The 15,972-nt window shown below is 69.1% G+C and carries 12 protein-coding genes; 5 read left to right on the top strand and 7 right to left on the bottom strand.

What is annotated here, in order from left to right; translation table 11 throughout:
• Positions 1-67: 67 nt before the first annotated feature.
• Positions 68-1,267, top strand: a complete 1,200-nt coding sequence (locus tag AB7P10_RS14645) for a glycosyltransferase family 4 protein (protein ID WP_428294582.1) — start codon at positions 68-70, stop codon at positions 1,265-1,267.
• Positions 1,268-1,379: 112 nt separating this feature from the next.
• Positions 1,380-3,626 (top strand): PhoX family protein, encoded by a 2,247-nt coding sequence (locus AB7P10_RS14640; RefSeq protein ID WP_428294581.1) that lies wholly within the window; start codon positions 1,380-1,382, stop codon positions 3,624-3,626.
• Between the two features lie 63 nt (positions 3,627-3,689).
• On the opposite strand, the gene AB7P10_RS14635 is transcribed toward AB7P10_RS14640, so the two are convergent.
• Genes AB7P10_RS14635 through AB7P10_RS14620 form a run of 4 tightly spaced genes read right to left on the bottom strand, consistent with a single transcriptional unit; the run spans position 3,690 to position 6,605 of the window.
• Complete coding sequence (locus AB7P10_RS14635; RefSeq protein WP_428294580.1) at positions 3,690-4,442, bottom strand: iron dicitrate transport regulator FecR; 753 nt, start codon at positions 4,440-4,442, stop codon at positions 3,690-3,692.
• Complete coding sequence (locus AB7P10_RS14630) at positions 4,439-5,242, bottom strand: BPSS1780 family membrane protein (RefSeq protein WP_428294579.1); 804 nt, start codon at positions 5,240-5,242, stop codon at positions 4,439-4,441. Before AB7P10_RS14630 ends, AB7P10_RS14635 begins: the two co-directional genes overlap by 4 nt.
• A 14-nt stretch (positions 5,243-5,256) precedes the next feature.
• Positions 5,257-6,264 carry a homoserine kinase gene (locus AB7P10_RS14625; protein ID WP_428294578.1) on the bottom strand — a complete coding sequence of 336 codons (1,008 nt, stop codon included), beginning with the start codon at positions 6,262-6,264 and terminating at the stop codon, positions 5,257-5,259.
• A gap of 11 nt (positions 6,265-6,275) precedes the next feature.
• Positions 6,276-6,605 carry a hypothetical protein gene (locus AB7P10_RS14620; protein ID WP_428294577.1) on the bottom strand — a complete coding sequence of 110 codons (330 nt, stop codon included), beginning with the start codon at positions 6,603-6,605 and terminating at the stop codon, positions 6,276-6,278.
• Between the two features lie 115 nt (positions 6,606-6,720).
• Here AB7P10_RS14620 and polA point away from each other — a divergent pair, with 115 nt between their 5' ends.
• The 3 genes from polA to AB7P10_RS14605 all read left to right on the top strand — a co-directional run bounded on the left by polA (position 6,721) and on the right by AB7P10_RS14605 (position 11,493).
• Positions 6,721-9,537, top strand: coding sequence for a DNA polymerase I (gene polA, locus AB7P10_RS14615; RefSeq protein WP_428294576.1), 2,817 nt, complete (start codon positions 6,721-6,723; stop codon positions 9,535-9,537).
• Positions 9,538-9,715: 178 nt separating this feature from the next.
• Positions 9,716-10,615, top strand: a complete 900-nt coding sequence (locus AB7P10_RS14610; protein ID WP_428294575.1) for a dienelactone hydrolase family protein — start codon at positions 9,716-9,718, stop codon at positions 10,613-10,615.
• Positions 10,616-10,698: 83 nt separating this feature from the next.
• Positions 10,699-11,493 carry a ZIP family metal transporter gene (locus AB7P10_RS14605; protein ID WP_428294574.1) on the top strand — a complete coding sequence of 265 codons (795 nt, stop codon included), beginning with the start codon at positions 10,699-10,701 and terminating at the stop codon, positions 11,491-11,493.
• Positions 11,494-11,543: 50 nt separating this feature from the next.
• Here AB7P10_RS14605 and AB7P10_RS14600 read toward each other — a convergent pair whose 3' ends face one another.
• From AB7P10_RS14600 to AB7P10_RS14590, 3 genes are read right to left on the bottom strand one after another with little or no spacing between them, the layout of a single operon-like run.
• Complete coding sequence (locus tag AB7P10_RS14600) at positions 11,544-14,156, bottom strand: PAS domain-containing sensor histidine kinase (RefSeq protein ID WP_428294573.1); 2,613 nt, start codon at positions 14,154-14,156, stop codon at positions 11,544-11,546.
• Positions 14,157-14,173: 17 nt separating this feature from the next.
• Positions 14,174-15,031, bottom strand: a complete 858-nt coding sequence (locus AB7P10_RS14595) for a sulfurtransferase (RefSeq protein WP_428294572.1) — start codon at positions 15,029-15,031, stop codon at positions 14,174-14,176.
• A 27-nt stretch (positions 15,032-15,058) separates the two neighbouring features.
• On the bottom strand, positions 15,059-15,949 hold the full coding sequence (locus tag AB7P10_RS14590) for a DMT family transporter (RefSeq protein WP_428294571.1): 891 nt from the start codon (positions 15,947-15,949) through the stop codon (positions 15,059-15,061).
• Between the last annotated feature and the right edge of the window lie 23 nt (positions 15,950-15,972).

Below are 15,972 nucleotides of genomic sequence, written 5' to 3'. Positions count from 1 at the left end.
GTGTGAAAGGCCGGTGACAGCCGCGCGCTGTCACGAGACTGTTGCAATGCCTGCGCAAGATCGCCGCATGACCACCGTGCACTCCGATCAGATCGTGGTGGAGGAATACCCCGCCCCCCGCCCGTCGCTGCGCCTGTCGGTGGTGACCGAGACCTGGCCGCCCGAGATCAACGGCGTCTCGCTCACGCTCTCGCGCCTGGTGCAGGGCCTGTGCGCGCGCAACCACCAGGTGCAGCTGATCCGGCCGCGCCAGACGCGCGTGGACCAGGCGCTGAGCCACAGCGGCTACGAAGAGGTGCTGATGCGCGGCATGCCGATTCCGCGCTACCCCGAACTCAAGCTCGGGCTGCCGGGCAAGCGCGCTCTGATCCAGGCCTGGACACTCAAGCGGCCCGACCTGGTGCACATTGCCACCGAAGGGCCGCTGGGCTGGTCGGCGCTGCAGGCGGCGCGGCGCCTGCGCCTGCCAGTCACCTCGGACTTCCGCACCAACTTCCACGCCTACAGCGAGCACTACGGCGTGGGCTGGTTGCGCGAACCCATCGTGGCCTACCTGCGCAAGTTCCACAACCTCACGCGCCTGACCATGGTGCCCACGCAGGCGCTGCGCGCCGACCTCATGGGCATCGGCTTCGAGAACGTGCAGGTGGTCGCGCGCGGCGTCGACACGCAGCTCTTCAACCCCGGGCAGCGCAGCGAGACCTTGCGCGCCTCGTGGGGCGCCACGCCGCGCAGCATCGTGCTGCTGGCGGTGGGTCGCCTGGCCGCCGAAAAGAACCTGGACCTGGTGGTGAGAGCCTTCGACGCGATGCGCGCGGTGCATGCCGACGTGAAACTCGTGTTCGTGGGCGACGGCCCGCTGCGCGAGAGCCTGCAGCAACGCTGCCCGCAGGCGGTGTTTGGCGGCATGCGGCGGCACGAGGAACTTGCTGCCTGGTACGCGTCGGCCGATCTCTTCCTGTTTCCCAGCGTCACCGAGACCTTCGGCAACGTGACCGTTGAAGCGCTGGCCAGCGGCCTGCCCGTGCTCGCTTTCAGCACCGCGGCGGCGGCGGACTGGGTGCGACACGATGGCAATGGCTGGCTGGTGGATGTCAACGACGACACGGCCTACCTGCGCGTGGCCTCGGAGCTGGCGGCGCAGCCGCAGCGCATTGCCCAGGCCAGCGAGCAGGCGCGCGCGCAGGTCGCGCAGCTCGACTGGCAGCAGATCGCGCGGCAGGTGGAAGACCTGTTCCTGCAGACCATGCCGGATGTGACGCCTTGATGAAGCGGGCGGTTCCAGAGCGACACGCGGAGGCTTTGGCCCGATTCACGGGATCGTCATGCGTTGTGCGGAGACTGCGCGGGTCTTTCAACCCATCACGGAACCGCACCCCATGTCTCACCACGACGACAACGACGACAGCTTCAACGACTCCCCCAACGAGCACTTCCAGCAGGTGCTGGCGCGCGGCACGCGCGCGCCGCTGACGCGCCGCCACCTGATCCGCGGCGGCGTGGGCCTGGCCGCGCTCTCCAGCATTCCCTTGCTGGCGGGCTGTGGAGGCGGTGGCGACGATGCCCCCGCGCCCACCGCGCCCAGCGCGCCCGGGCTGGGCTTCAGCGCCATCGACAAGAGCCTGCTCGACGACGTGGTGCTGCCCGCTGGTTACAGCTACAGCGTGCTGCACGCCACGGGCGACCGGCTCTTCAGCACCGAAACCGCGTACTCCAACACGGGCGCCGAGACCGACGACTGGAGCCGCCGCATCGGCGACCACCACGACGGCATGGACCTGTTCTACGTCGACGCGCTGGGCAACTACACCACGCAGGACACCGGCCGCGCGGTGCTGGCCGTCAACCACGAGAGCTCGGCCGACGCGCACTTCTTCCACCCCACCGGCCAGACCACCAACGGCGTGAGTGGCAAGAAGTTCTCGCAGTTCGGCGGCTGGGACCTGGGCACCCGCCTGGAGTCCGAGGTGCTCAAGGAGATCAACCACCACGGTGTGTCGATCGCCGAATTGCGCAGGACGGGTGGCAACTGGGCGCTGCAGCTCGATTCGGCCCTCAACCGCCGCGTCACGGCCCAGACCGTGATGGACATCGCCGGCCCGGCCGCGCACCTGGCGGACATCCGGTCGCTGATGGTGACCCGCTACGACACCAGCGGTGCCACCTCGCGTGGCACGCTCAACAACTGTGGCCATGGCAAGACCCCCTGGGGCACCTACCTGGCCTGCGAGGAGAACTGGGCCGCCTACTTCTTCATGCCCGGTGGATCGGTGGACGTGGATGCACGCACCAAGGCTGCGCGCCAGCGCTACGGTGTGATCCGCGCGCCCCACGCGGCGGCCACCGCGGGATCGCAGGGCTGGTCGGCCGTGGCCTCCGCCGGTACCGACAGCCGTTTCGGCCGCTGGGACGTCTCCGCTCCGGGCGCGACCGCCGCGCAGGACTACCGCAACGAGCCCAACACCTTCGGCTACATCGTCGAGATCGACCCGCTGCGCCCGGGCGCGACGCCGGCCAAGCGCGTGGCCATGGGCCGTTTCGCGCACGAGGCCGCCGTCTGCAGCATCCCGGTGGCCGGCCAGCCGCTGGCCTTCTACATGGGCTGTGACTCGCAGAACGAGTACGTCTACAAGTTCGTCTCCGCCGCGCCGTGGGACCCGGCCGATGTGGGCGGTGGCATGGCCGCCGGCCACAAGTACCTGGACGAGGGCACGCTGTACGTGGCCCGGTTCAACGACACAGGCACGGGCGAATGGCTGGAGCTCGACATTGCCAACCCGTTGATCGCGGGGTACGCGCCGTACACCTTCGCCCACCAGGCCGACGTGCTGGTCCATGCGCGCCACTCCGCCGACGCGGTGGGCGCCACGAAGATGGACCGCCCGGAATGGGGCGCGGTGAACCCGAAGAACGGCGACGTGTACTTCACCATGACCAACAACAGCAGCCGCAACCTGGCCAACACCGATGCGGCCAACCCGCGCGCCTACGCCGACAACGACGGCAACGCCGGCAGCGGCAATCCCAACGGCCACATCGTGCGCCTGAGCGAGCAGGGCGGGGCCTCGACCGCCGTGGCGTTCACCTGGGACATCTTCCTGTTCGGCGCCGAGGCCGACGCGGGCGCGGACATCAACCTCTCGGGGCTGACCGACGCCAACGACTTTTCCTCGCCCGACGGTCTGTGGTTCAGCCCGGCCAGCGGCATCTGCTGGATCCAGACCGACGACGGCGCCTACACCGACGAGACCAACTGCATGCTGCTGGCCGCCATTCCCGGTGCGGTGGGCGATGGCGGACCGGTCACGGTGAACAACAGCCTGGGCGGCGGCACGGGCACCGAGGGCACCTTCATCGGAGCCGCGCTGGGCGAGGCGAAACTGCGCCGCTTCCTCGTGGGGCCAAGAGGTTGCGAGGTCACCGGCATCACCGAGACGGCCGACGGCAGGACCTTGTTCGTGAACATTCAGTATCCCGGCGAACGCACCAACGCCTATGGCACCGGCCCCTTCGTGCTGCAAAGCCAGTGGCCGGGTGTGAGCGCGGTGAACTACGCACCCGCCGGCCGGCCGCGCTCGGCCACCATCGTGATCACCCGGAACGACGGCGGCGTCATCGGTCTCTGAGAACCCGGCATGTCATGAAAAGGCCCGGACATGCCGGGCCTTTTTTCTGGGCGAGGCGCGTTCTCAGCGCGGCATGGCCGGGTGCATCTCGGGTGGCTGCTGCTCCATGTAGCCGCGCCCGTCCTTCACGCCGGTGCGCCCGGCGATCTGCCAGGCCGTGCGCTGGTCGATCAGGCGGGCGAGGAATTCGAGTTCCTCGTCGGTGTGGTTGAGCGCCGGTGCAGGCGTGAGGAAGCGCCCGCCCCGGGGTTCGACCTCGCCCCAGAATGACTGGTGGTAGCTGGACACCGAGAGCGCCCGGTTGCCCCCGGCCTGCATGTCCACCGTGCCGTAGCAGTTGCAGAAGTAGCTGCGCCCGCCCTGGTCGGCCATGACCTCGGTGTACACGCCGGTGCCCCGGATGCCCGCGGTCAGGGTGGGCGTGACGATGGAGCGGGCCACGCCGCGGCCGAAGACGCTGATCACCGCGCCGCTGAGCAGGCGCAGCAGGCTCATGGTGTTGAGCGTGGCGCCGCGCTCGACGCGCAGGCGCGAGTTCTGCCGCACATGGAAGGCGGCGTTGCCGATCACGAACACCAGGCGCGAGGCGGCACCGGTGACGATTTCGTCGCCGGTCTGCACCACCTGCTGCGGCAGCATGCGCTGGCCGTTGAGCAGGATGTCGCCGACGAAGTCCACCACGTTGCTGCGCTGTTGCGCCAGGGCCGCCGGCATGCCACCCGTGGCCACCCAGGCGGCGGCGGCCTTGAGCGTGTCGCGGCGCTGGAACCAGGTTACTTCGTCTTCACGGCGGCCTTGCAGGGTGTGCTGGGTCATGCGTGTTCTCCGGTTGTGGCGGCGCCGGGGCCGTCGGGTGCTTCAAAGCTGTCCACGAAGGTGAACCAGATCGAGGTGTGGAACATGGAGGCCATGAGCAGCACCAGCGGATAGAGCACGATGCCCAGCGCCTCCGTGCCACCGAGCAGCGAGGCCAGCAGGCTCATGAGCAGGCCCGTCAGCATGAACACGCCCACCCAGCCGGCGGCGTAGACCAGCATGGCACCCTTGTTGGACCAGCAGGCCATGAGGCTGAAGAACAGGCTCTTGAGCGGGCTCACCCCATGCCAGTGAACGAGCGCCGGCGCGTGCCAGAACGCCATGAGAACCGGCAGGTAGACCACCATCGCCGCCCACAGGCCCTGGCTGCTGAACATCGAGCGCACGCGCTCGGCCGAGACCTCGGCGCCGCCGGGCAGGGCCGGCGGCGGCGGTGCCTCGGTGGCGAACAGGGCCGCCACCCCCAGCACCAGCATCAGTGCAGCGGCATACATTGCGCCCAGCACCAGCATGGAGCGCGTCTTGTCGGGGCCGGCGCGAAAGGCCGAGACCAGCGTGGACGGCATCGGGAAGCGCCCCTGCGCGGCCTCGCGGGTGGCCGCCATCAGGCCCAGTGTGGCCGCCGGTACCAGCGCGAGCGAGAGCAGCGTGCCCACCACCGGCACCAGCGAGAGCACCGAGACGGTGGCCATGAACATGAAGAACAGGCCGGCCATGGCCAGCGGCTGGCGCAGGAAGGTCGTGGCGCCGAGCCGCACCCATTGCAGACCGGTGCGGGCGGGAACAGGATGAAGTTTCATTCGTGACGTGGTTGTCAGGCCGGCTGCAGCGCGTCGTCGCGCAGCAGCGCCGCCAGGTCGTGGGTGTCGCGCACGCGGGCGCGCAGCACGCGCTCGAAGTGGCTCGGGTCGTGGGGCTGCAGCAGGGCCGCCTCGCGCGGCAGGTGCAGGTCCCACAGGCGCGAAATCCAGAAGCGCAGGGCGCCCGCGCGCAGCATGGCCGGCAGCAATGCGCGCTCTGCCGCACTCAGGGGGCGCACCGCCTGGTAGGCGCCGAGCAGCGCCAGCGAGCGCGGCGTGTCGAGCGAGCCGTCGTGGTCCCGGTCGTGCAGCACGCACCAGTCGTTCAGGCAGACCGCGATGTCGAACAGGAAGCTGTCGACACCGGCGAAGTAGAAGTCGAAGAAGCCGGTGAGCTCGCCGTCCTCGAACATGGCGTTGTCGCGGAACAGGTCGGCGTGGATCGGGCCGCGCGGCAGGGCCGCGAAGGCAGGGCCTTGCGCCACGTGGTTCTGGTAGGCGATCTCCGCGCGCAGCAACCCGGCCTGGGCCTCGGTGAGGAAGGGAAGCACCACCGGCACGGTTTCATTCCACCAGGGCAGGCCGCGCAGGTTGGGTTGGTTCATGGGGAAGTCGCGTCCGGCCAGGTGCATGCGCGCGAGCATGGCGCCAACGGCTTCGCACTGCGCCACCCCGGGGGCCAGGTCGCTCCTGCCGCGCAGCTTGTCCACCACGGCGGCCGGCTTGCCTTGCACCGTGTGCAGGATGTCGCCATTCGCGTTGGCCTTGGGTTCGGGCACCGGAATGCCCTGGCCGGCCAGGAACTTCATGAAGTGCAGGTAGAACGGCAACTGCGCGAAGTCCAGCCGCTCGAACACGGTGAGCACGTGCTCCAGCGTGGCGCCGTCGCGCTCGCTGGTCACGAAGTAGTTGGTGTTTTCAATGCCACCCTGGATGCCCCGCAACTCGGTGAGGTCGCCCAGGTTCAGGGTGTGGAGCAGGGCAGCGGCTTCGTCGAACGCGACTTCGGTGTAAACGGCCATGGGAGGGGTGGTCAGAAGTTCAGGATGCGCCAGCTGCTGCGCCCGGCGTTGCCGGTGCGCTTGCCACCCGTCTCGCTGCCCGCCGATCCGGCGGTCTCGGGCTGGATCTGGTAGGCGGGCGCGCCGTTCTTGGGCGTCACCTCGATGCTCTGCGTCTGACCGCCCACGCGCACCTCGTCGATGCGGGTGAGTTTGTCCTCGTGCGTGATGCGCTCGATGCGGTCGCGTGGCGAGACCGGTTCGCGCGGGCTGTCCACCGGCGCCACCTGGGCCAGGGCTGGCAGGGCGGCATACAGGCCAAGGGCCAGTGCGGCCAGGGGAATGCGGGTAGCAGCGTTCATGCGGCATTGTAGGCAGGGCGGGCCCGGCGCGCGGCGCGCGGGGGTAAGCGGTTACCGCTGGATACGCCGCCCCGGCGTCCGGCCCGGGTGTGGCGATCTCCGCCACAATCGCTCCATGTCCGACGACGCCCATACCCCCGACGCCTCCGCTGGCCAGACCCTGCTGCTGGTCGACGGCTCCAGCTACCTGTACCGCGCGTTCCACGCCATGCCCGACCTGCGGGCCGTGCCTGGCGATCCCACCAGCCCGGCCACAGGCGCCATCCGCGGCATGGTCAACATGATGCAGAGCCTGCGCAAGGAAGTGCCGGCCGATTTCGTGGCCTGCGTGTTCGACGCCAAGGGTCCGACCTTCCGCGACGCCATCTACCCCGAGTACAAGGCCCAGCGCAGCCCCATGCCGGACGACCTGCGCGCACAGATCCCGCCCATCCACGAGGTGGTGCGCCTGCTGGGCTGGCCGGTGCTCGATGTGCCCGGCGTGGAGGCCGACGACGTGATCGGCACGCTGGCCGTGACGGCTGCGCGCCAGGGCATCCGCGTGATCGTCTCCAGCGGCGACAAGGACCTGGCGCAGCTGGTGGACGAACACATCACCATCATCGACACCATGAACGGGCGCAAGCGCGACCTGGCCGGCGTGGAGGCCGAATTCGGCGTGCCCGCGCGCCTGATGGTGGATTACCAGACGCTGGTGGGCGACCAGGTCGACAACGTGCCCGGCGTGGAGAAAGTGGGCCCCAAAACCGCCGCCAAGTGGCTCAACGAATACGGCTCGCTCGACGCGCTGGTGGCGCGCGCCGGCGAGATCAAGGGCGTGGCCGGCGAGAACCTGCGCAAGGCGCTGGACTGGTTGCCCACCGGGCGCGCGCTGCTGACCATCAAGACCGATTGCGACCTGAACGGTTTTGTGCCCGGCTTGCCCGCGCTTGACGCGATCCGCGTCGGCGAGCCCGACAACGAAGCGCTCAAGGCGTTCTACGAGCAGTACGGCTTCAAGGGCCTGGCGGCCAAGGCGTCGGTGAAACCCGAGGTGGTGGAGGCCTTGCGCGAGGTGCAGGCCGACGCGGTGGACAGTGCAAACCCGGGCTTGTTCGACGACCCCGCCCCAGCCGCGCCGCGCGCGACGAACCTGGCCTACGACACCATCCTCACCTGGGAGGCCTTCGACACCTGGCTGCAGCGCGTGCTGGCGGCCGAGCTGGTGGCGCTGGACACCGAGACCACCTCCATCGACGAGATGCGCGCCGAGATCGTGGGCATCAGCTTCAGCGTCAAGCCCGGCGAGGCGGCCTACATCCCGCTGCGCCATGCCGGGCCCGATGCGCCTGCGCAGCTGCCGTTCGACGAGGTGCTGGCGAAACTCAAGCCCTGGCTGGAAGATCCGAAGCACCTCAAGCTCGGCCAGCACGTGAAGTACGACCGCCACGTGTTCGCCAACCACGGCATCGAGGTGCAGGGCTATGCGCATGACACCATGCTGCAGAGCTATGTGCTCGAAGTGCACAAGCCGCACGGCCTGGCCAGTCTGGCCGAGCGCCACCTCGGGCGCCAGGGCATCAGCTACGAAGACCTGTGCGGCAAGGGCGCGCACCAGATTCCGTTCGCACAGGTCGATGTGGCCAGGGCCGCCGAATACTCCTGCGAGGACAGCGACCAGACGCTGGACGTGCACGGGGCCTTGTGGCCGCGCCTGCAGGCCGACGAGAAGCTGAAGTTCATCTACGAGCTGGAGATCGCCAGCAGCGAGGCGCTTTACCGCATCGAGCGCAACGGCGTGCTGATCGACGCGCCCACGCTGGCCCGCCAGAGCAACGAACTTGGCCAGCGCATCGTCGCGCTGGAGCAGGAGGCCTACGCCATCGCCGGCCAGCCCTTCAACCTCAGCAGCCCCAAGCAGCTCGGCGAGATCTTCTTCGACAAGCTCGGCCTGCCCGTGGTCAAGAAGACGGCGACGGGCGCGCGCAGCACCGACGAGGAGGTGCTGGAAAAACTCGCCGAGGACTACCCGTTGCCCGCCAAGATCCTGGAGCACCGCGGCCTCTCCAAGCTCAAGGGCACCTACACCGACAAGCTCGCGCAACTGGCCCTGCCGCGCACCGGGCGCGTGCACACCCACTATGCGCAGGCTGTGGCCGTGACCGGGCGCCTCTCCAGCAACGACCCCAACCTGCAGAACATCCCCATCCGCACGCCCGAGGGCCGGCGCGTGCGCGAGGCCTTCGTGGCGCCGCCCGGCCATGTGATCGCCAGCGCCGACTATTCGCAGATCGAGCTGCGCATCATGGCCCACATCAGCGGCGACGAGGCCCTGCTGCGCGCCTTCCACGAAGGGCAGGACGTGCACCGCGCGACGGCGGCCGAGGTGTTCAGCGTGGAGCCCGCGCAGGTCAGCAGCGAGCAGCGCCGCTACGCCAAGGTGATCAACTTCGGCCTGATCTACGGCATGAGCGCCTTCGGCCTGGCCAAGGCGCTCGCCATCGACAACACCGCGGCCAAGAACTACATCCAGCGCTACTTCGAGCGTTTCGAGGGCGTCAAGCGCTACATGGACGAAACCCGCCAGAGCGCCAAGGCCCAGGGCTACGTGGAGACCGTGTTCGGCCGCCGCCTGTACCTGCCCGAGATCAACAGCCCCAACGGCCCGCGCCGCAGCGGCGCCGAACGCGCCGCCATCAACGCGCCGATGCAGGGCACGGCGGCCGACCTGATCAAGCTCAGCATGGTGGCCGTGCAGAAGGCGCTGGACGAGCAGCGCCGCGGCACGAAGATGATCATGCAGGTGCACGACGAACTGGTGTTCGAGGTGCCCGAGGGCGAAGTCGACTGGCTGCGCAGCGAGATTCCGCACCTCATGGCCGGCGTGGCCGCGCTCAAGGTGCCGCTGCTGGCCGAGGTGGGCGTGGGGTCGAACTGGGACAAGGCGCATTAAAAGTCCGCCCCCGCCCCCGCCGCGGCTGCGCCGCGACCCCCTTGCAGGGGGCGACGCCTGCGGCCCGGCGAAGCCGGTTCCGCGGCATCTGTGGATGGAGGCCCTTCGCGCCTGGTGTTTGAACTTCAGGCCCCGTGCAGGATCAGGTATCTTTTCAACCACCGAAGGAGACGCGACCATGCTCGACGAACGACACGCACAGGACCTCGACGCCCTGCTGCCCGGCCAGTCCACCGAACAGGGCGCCACCCGACGCACCGCGCTCAAGGCCGCGCTGGGTGTGGGCTATGCGGCCGCGGCCGCGCCGCTGATGGCACAGACGGCGATCCGCACGCCGTCGGACGGGCTGACGGTGGGCGAGGTGATGATCGATGTCAACGGCTTCAAGATGCCGGCCTACCGCGCCGCGCCCGCCGGCAAGACCGGGTTGCCGGTGGTGCTGGTGTGTTCCGAAATCTTTGGCGTGCACGAGTACATCGCCGACACGGCGCGCCGCTTTGCCCGGGCCGGCTACCTGGCGATTGCGCCCGAACTGTTCGTGCGCCAGGGCGATGCGCAGAGTTATGGCGAGATCGGCAAGCTGATTGCCGAGGTGGTGTCCAAGGTGCCGGACGCGCAGGTGATGGGCGACTTGGACGCCACGGTGAAGTGGGCGGCCGCCAACGGCGGCGACACCCGCAAGCTGGGCATCACCGGTTTCTGCTGGGGTGGGCGCCAGGTCTGGCTGTACAACGCGCACAACCCGGCGGTGAAGGCCGGCGTGGCCTGGTACGGCCGGCTGGTGGGCGCGGCCAGCCCGCTCAATCCGAAGCACCCGCTGGACGTGGCCGCGCAACTCAACGGCCCCGTGCTGGGCCTCTACGGTGGTGCCGACACCGGCATCCCTGTTGACACGGTTGCTAAGATGCAGGATGCCCTGGCCGGCGGCGGTGCCGCCGCCAGGAAATCGACCTTCGTGTTGTACCGGGACGCACCGCACGCGTTCCACGCCGACTACCGGCCAAGCTTCCGCAAGGAGCCGGCCGAGGACGGCTGGAAACGCGCCCTGGCGTGGTTCAAGCAGCACGGCGTGGCCTGAGGCTGCGCCCTCACCAATGACCGGGGCCGCTGAATGCGGCCCTTTTTTGTGGCTGAATCTGGCTGAATCGAGCAGACAACAACATGACCTTGATCGCGATCCTGATCGGAACCGTCGCCGCCGGCGTGGGCAGCGTCTGGCTGGCCGCCCTGCTGGGCCTGGCCATGCTGGCGCGCTACACGCAGCACATGCTCAGCCTGGCGGCGGGGGCGCTGATGGCCACGGCGTTCATGCACCTGCTGCCCGAGGCCTTCGAGAGCGAAGCGGGTGCGCACGAGCTGTTTGCCTGGCTGCTGGTCGGGCTGGTGTTCTTCTTCCTGCTGGACAAGGCCGAGCTGTGGCACCACGGGCATGAGCACCACCACGACGAGGGTGGGCACGCCCACGACCGTGCCCATGCGCACCATGGGCACGGGCACCACCACGCGCCGCGATCAGGGGGCTGGACGGTGCTCGCTGGCGACAGCGTGCACGCCTTCGGCGACGGCATCCTGATTGCGTCGGCCTTTGTGGCCGACATGCGCCTGGGCGTGATCACGGCGCTGGCGGTGCTGGCGCACGAGGTGCCGCACCACATGGGTGATCTGGTGGTGCTGCGCCAGACGTCGGGCACCTCGCGCGCGGCGCTGGTCAAGGTCTCGCTGGCGGGCACCGTGACCGCGCTGGGCGGCCTGGCGGGGTATTTCCTGCTGACGCAGTTGCAGGACTACCTGCCGTACTTCCTGGTGGTGGCCTCCAGCAGCTTCGTCTACGTGGCGCTGGCCGACCTGATTCCCCAGTTGCAGAAGCGCCTGAGCCTGGCTGCCACGGCGGCGCAGGTGGCCTGGCTCGGGGCGGGCATTGCGCTGGTCACGGTCGTGAGCGGCCTGGCGCACTGAGGGGAAGGAGCGCCCCATCCCGGGCACCCTGGGAACCGGCTTTGCCGGGCCTAGGGTGCGTCCCCCTCGCGGGGGGACGCGCGCAGCACGGCGGGGGGTGTTGCCTGGTCCCCGAAAGAGAAGCAGAAGCGCGCGCCCACGCCAGGCCAGCCCTCGCCGGTGATCTGGCCACCGTGGCGCTCGATGATGCGCCGCACGGTGGCCAGGCCGATGCCGGTGCCTTCGAATTCGCTGGGCATGTGCAGGCGCTGGAATGGCTTGAACAGCTTGTCGACATAGGCCATGTCGAAGCCCACGCCGTTGTCGCGGACGAAGTACATGGCGGGCTCGCTGCCCACCGGTGGCAGTTGCCCCCACTCGATCACCGTTTGCGTTTTCGTCCGGCTGTACTTGAGCGCATTGACCAGCAGGTTCTCCAGCACGATGCGCGCCAGCCGCGGGTCGCAGTGGGCTTGCAGGCCCGGGGCAATGCGCAGTTCGATGTCGCGCTGCGGATCTTTGCGCCGCTCGTGCTCCAGAATGGCGCCGGCCATCTCGCTCAGGTCCACCTGCTGGCGTTCCAGGCGACCCTGGCTCACGCGCGCCAGCGCCAGCAGATCGTCGATCAGCGCGCCCATGCGCCGGGTCGAACTCAGCACACGGTCCAGCAGCTCGCGTTCCCCGGCGTCCAGGCGTTTGCCGACTTCCTCGTCCAGCAGCCGGGTGAAGCCGTCGATGGCCCGCAGCGGTGACTTGAGGTCGTGCGAAACCGAGTAGGCGAACGAGTCCAGCTCGGCATTGAGGCGCTGCAGGTCGGCCGTGCGCTCGCGCACGCGCAGTTCGAGCGTTTCATTCAGGCGCTGGATCTCGCGGTCGCGGCGCAGCCGCGCCAGCTCGGCGTTGGCCCGGCTGGCGTAGATGGCGATCAGCGCCTGCACGTCGGGTCGCAACTGCAGGGGCTCGCGCCAGACCGCGAAGACGACACCGATGGCCGTGCCGTCGTCGTCCCTCAGGGCCTTGCCCAGGTAGGCCTGGCACCCGGAGTCGATCAGCCCCCGGGCCAGGGGGAAGTGCCGCGGCAGGTCGCTTGCGCAGATCAGCATTTCGGTCTGTCGCAGGCTTTGGGCGCAGGGCGTGTTCTCCACGTCGAAGCTGAAGTTGGGGCGCGCCTGGCCTCTCTGCCGCACGGCAAGCGTGCGTACGCGGCCGTCGTCGCGGCATTCGCCGACGATCACCATGTCCGCTGCGATGGCCTCGCCCAGGTGGCGCGTGAGCGCGCCAAAGAAGGCCTCGCCCGTTTCGGCGGCCACGCCCCGGGCCACGCTGAGCAGCAGGGCTTCGCGCTGCTTCTCCTCGGAAATGTTGACGGTGCACGAGAGCACGCAGGGCTCGCCGTCGACCTCGATCAGTTCGGCCCACAGGCGCGTGTCCACCAGCGAGCCGTCCTTGTGCCGCATGCGGGTTTCGTAGCCGTCGATGTGGCCGTCGCGCAGCAACTGCGCGACAAAGGCCTCGCGGTCCTGCGGGGTGAGCCAGGAACCGACCTCGACCGATGTCTTGCCCTTGAGGTCCTCGGGCGCCATGCCCTGCGCGCGGTCCTCAGCCCGGTTGACGTCGATGAAGGAGCCGTCGGAGAGGCGGCTGATCGTCATGTTCAGCGGGCTGAAGTTGAACGCCTTGGCAAACTTTTCCTCGGAGCGCCGCAGCCGCTCCATGACTTCGGTCTGCGCGCTGATGTCGCTGACCGTGGTCATGATGAGTTTCTCCTCGGGGTCGTCCCCCATCTCGCTGGAGACCAGCGCCTCGAAGGTGCTGCCGTCCGCGCGCAGGCCACGCGCCGGATGCTGTTCGGCGCGGCGGGTGCTGAACAGTTGTTCCATGAAGGCCTCGCGCTGTGCGGGGTCCGCCCACAGGAAGTCGTCCTGCCGCCCGAGCACCTGCGCCCGCGTGTAGCCGTAGCAGCGTTCGAACGCGGGGTTGACGTCCAGGATCATGCCCGAGCGCGCGGACTGCGCCACCATGGGGCTGGGGCTGGTGTGGAAGATGCGGGCGAAGCGGTCGAGATTGCGGTCGCGCTCCTGTTCGGTTTTCTTGCGCTGTTCCAGCGCTTCCTTCTGGCGCTCGAAGGCTTCGCGCAGCTGGCGGCCGCTGTGGTAGACCATCACGCCCACCACGATCAGGGTCGCAGAATGCGTGATCCAGACCCGCAGTCCGACCTCGAAATACGGCTTTGCAGTCAACCAACCGTTGACTTCCGCCAGCGTGAGCAGGCCCAGCGCCCCCACGGCGGCGGCCACGGTGGCGATCAGCGCGGTGCGCCCCAGCAGGGTGCCCGCGCCGGCCACCGCGGCCACGAACAGGAAACCGACCGCCGTGCGCACCGAGCCGTAGGTGATCACCGACAGGACGGCCGCGCCCAGCGTGCCCGCCACGATCAGGTGGGGCACGTATTGCGTGCGCTCACGCCGCACCAGGACGTAGGCCAGGGCAGACACCGCCATCAGACAGCCCGCGATCCAGGACTCGCGCCGGCCGGGACTGGCCGCCATCAGATCGATCACGAACACCACGCATGCCGCCAGGCCAGTCAACAGCGCCAGCAGTTCCAGCACCCGCTTGCGCTGGCTGGCCGACGGCACCGGGGTGACGGCCACGTCCTGGGAGTGGGACGAATGCGGCGGCATGGATGAAGGGTGCCTCGTCAGTTACGCGCCACCGGCAGGCCCGGCGTGTTGCACCACTCGCTCCAGCTGCCCGGGTAGAGGCGTGTGCGGCCCAGTCCTGCGACTTCCATCGCGATCAGGTTGGGTACCGCGCTCACGCCGCTGCCGCAGTGGTGCACCACGCTGGCGGGGTCGCGGCCGGCCAGCAGGCGCTCGAACTCGCGCCGCAATTCGGCCGCGGGCTTGAAGCGGCCGTCGGGCAGGACGTTGTCGCCGAAGGGGCGGTTGAGCGCGCCCGGGATGTGGCCGGCCACCGGGTCCAGTGGCTCGGTCTCGCCGCGAAAGCGGGCGGCGGCGCGCGCATCCACCAGCGTGAATTCAGGACGGCCCAGCGAGGCGGCGACCTGTTCGGTCGACGCCGTGCCGGTCAAGGGATCGCGCAGCTCAAAAGACGTGGGAACGGGCTGCTCCGCCGGGCCTGTGGCAACCGCTCCGCCACCGGCCTTCCAGGCGGCCAGGCCGCCGTCGAGCACGGCCACGGCCTCGTGCCCGCACCACTTGAGCATCCACCACAGGCGCCCGCTGGTGGTGATGGCCGCGCGGTCAAGCACGACCACCTGCATGCTGTTGTGCAGGCCCAGCGCACCCAGGCGCCTTGCGAACGTCTCGCGCGAAGGCAGCGGATGGCGTCCGCCGCTGGCGCGGTCCGGCCCGGACTTGTCGCTCAGGTGGTGGTCGAGGTGCACGTGCACCGAGCCCGGAATGTGTTCGGCCTCGAACTGGGCAAGCCCGGCATCGGGGTTCATCAGATCGAAGCTGCAGTCCATCACCCGCAGCGGCGTGCCACTGGCCATGAGCTGCTGCAACTGGGGGACGGTGATCAGGGTCGTGTACATGCGCGCATTGTGCGGCAGACGCGCCGCTCAGTGCTCCTCGGCGGGCGCGTTGGCGACGGCGCGACTGCGCAACTGCGTGGCGGCGATGCCGCTGAGGATGATCAGCGCCATGCCCAGCCAGCCAATCAGGGGCAACTCGTCGCCGAAGATCAGCAGCCCGTAGAGTGCCGCGAACACGATGCCCGAGTACTGCAGATTGGCCACCACCATGGTGGCGCCGCGCGAGTAGGCGCGCGTCATGCAGAGCTGGCCGAACACCGCGAGCAGGCCAATCGGCAGCAGCCACAGCGCGCCGGGCCAGTGCCAGGCGCTCGCGCCGGTGAACAGCATGCCCAGCGCGCCCACGATCATGGCGCCGATCGAGAAATAGAACACCGTGCGGCTTTCCGGCTCGCCCGCGCGCGCGAGCGTGGCCACCTGCAGATAGGCAAAGGCAGAGAAGATGCCCGAGAGCAACCCGACGAGCGCGCCCAGGGCCTGGTCTTCCTGCAGCGTGGGGCGCAGCATCATGCCCACGCCCACGAAGCCGGCCAGCACGGTCAGGAACAGGGGGCCTTGCCGACGAACCGGGGCGTTGCGCCCCTGCAGCAGCACCGCGCCACCCAGCAGGAAGGCGGCGATCCACACGCTGCTCATGTAGTTGAGCGTCATGGCCGTGGCCAGCGGCAGCGCACCGATGGCGTAGAACCAGGAAGCCAGGGCGATCACGCCCACCACGCTGCGCCAGGCGTGCATCATCGGCACGCTGGTACCCAGCGTCACGCCGTTCATGCGCGTGAGCCCGATCAGGAAGACCACGCCTACCATGCCGCGGTAACAGACGATCTCGAAGCTGTTGAAGTGGGCGGACGCGAACTTGATGCACACGCCCATGCTGGCGAAGAACAGCGAGGCCAGCAGCATCCACAGGGCCTGCATGCGTCAGGCTCCCGTGGTGGCGG

It is taken from the genome of Hydrogenophaga sp. (genome assembly GCF_050182545.1).
Lineage (GTDB): Bacteria > Pseudomonadota > Gammaproteobacteria > Burkholderiales > Burkholderiaceae_C > Hydrogenophaga.
The sequence above is the reverse complement of the archived record's forward strand: the minus strand, read 5'-3'. Positions and strand labels throughout refer to the sequence as shown.

Coding starts and splice junctions, on each gene's coding strand:
- AB7P10_RS14645 (WP_428294582.1), top strand. CDS start 68: ATGACCACCGTGCACTCCGATCAGATCGTGGTGGAGGAATACCCCGCC.
- polA (WP_428294576.1), top strand. CDS start 6,721: ATGTCCGACGACGCCCATACCCCCGACGCCTCCGCTGGCCAGACCCTG.
- AB7P10_RS14590 (WP_428294571.1), bottom strand. CDS start 15,949: ATGCAGGCCCTGTGGATGCTGCTGGCCTCGCTGTTCTTCGCCAGCATG.
- AB7P10_RS14610 (WP_428294575.1), top strand. CDS start 9,716: ATGCTCGACGAACGACACGCACAGGACCTCGACGCCCTGCTGCCCGGC.
- AB7P10_RS14595 (WP_428294572.1), bottom strand. CDS start 15,031: ATGTACACGACCCTGATCACCGTCCCCCAGTTGCAGCAGCTCATGGCC.
- AB7P10_RS14605 (WP_428294574.1), top strand. CDS start 10,699: ATGACCTTGATCGCGATCCTGATCGGAACCGTCGCCGCCGGCGTGGGC.
- AB7P10_RS14630 (WP_428294579.1), bottom strand. CDS start 5,242: ATGAAACTTCATCCTGTTCCCGCCCGCACCGGTCTGCAATGGGTGCGG.
- AB7P10_RS14600 (WP_428294573.1), bottom strand. CDS start 14,156: ATGCCGCCGCATTCGTCCCACTCCCAGGACGTGGCCGTCACCCCGGTG.
- AB7P10_RS14625 (WP_428294578.1), bottom strand. CDS start 6,264: ATGGCCGTTTACACCGAAGTCGCGTTCGACGAAGCCGCTGCCCTGCTC.
- AB7P10_RS14635 (WP_428294580.1), bottom strand. CDS start 4,442: ATGACCCAGCACACCCTGCAAGGCCGCCGTGAAGACGAAGTAACCTGG.
- AB7P10_RS14620 (WP_428294577.1), bottom strand. CDS start 6,605: ATGAACGCTGCTACCCGCATTCCCCTGGCCGCACTGGCCCTTGGCCTG.
- AB7P10_RS14640 (WP_428294581.1), top strand. CDS start 1,380: ATGTCTCACCACGACGACAACGACGACAGCTTCAACGACTCCCCCAAC.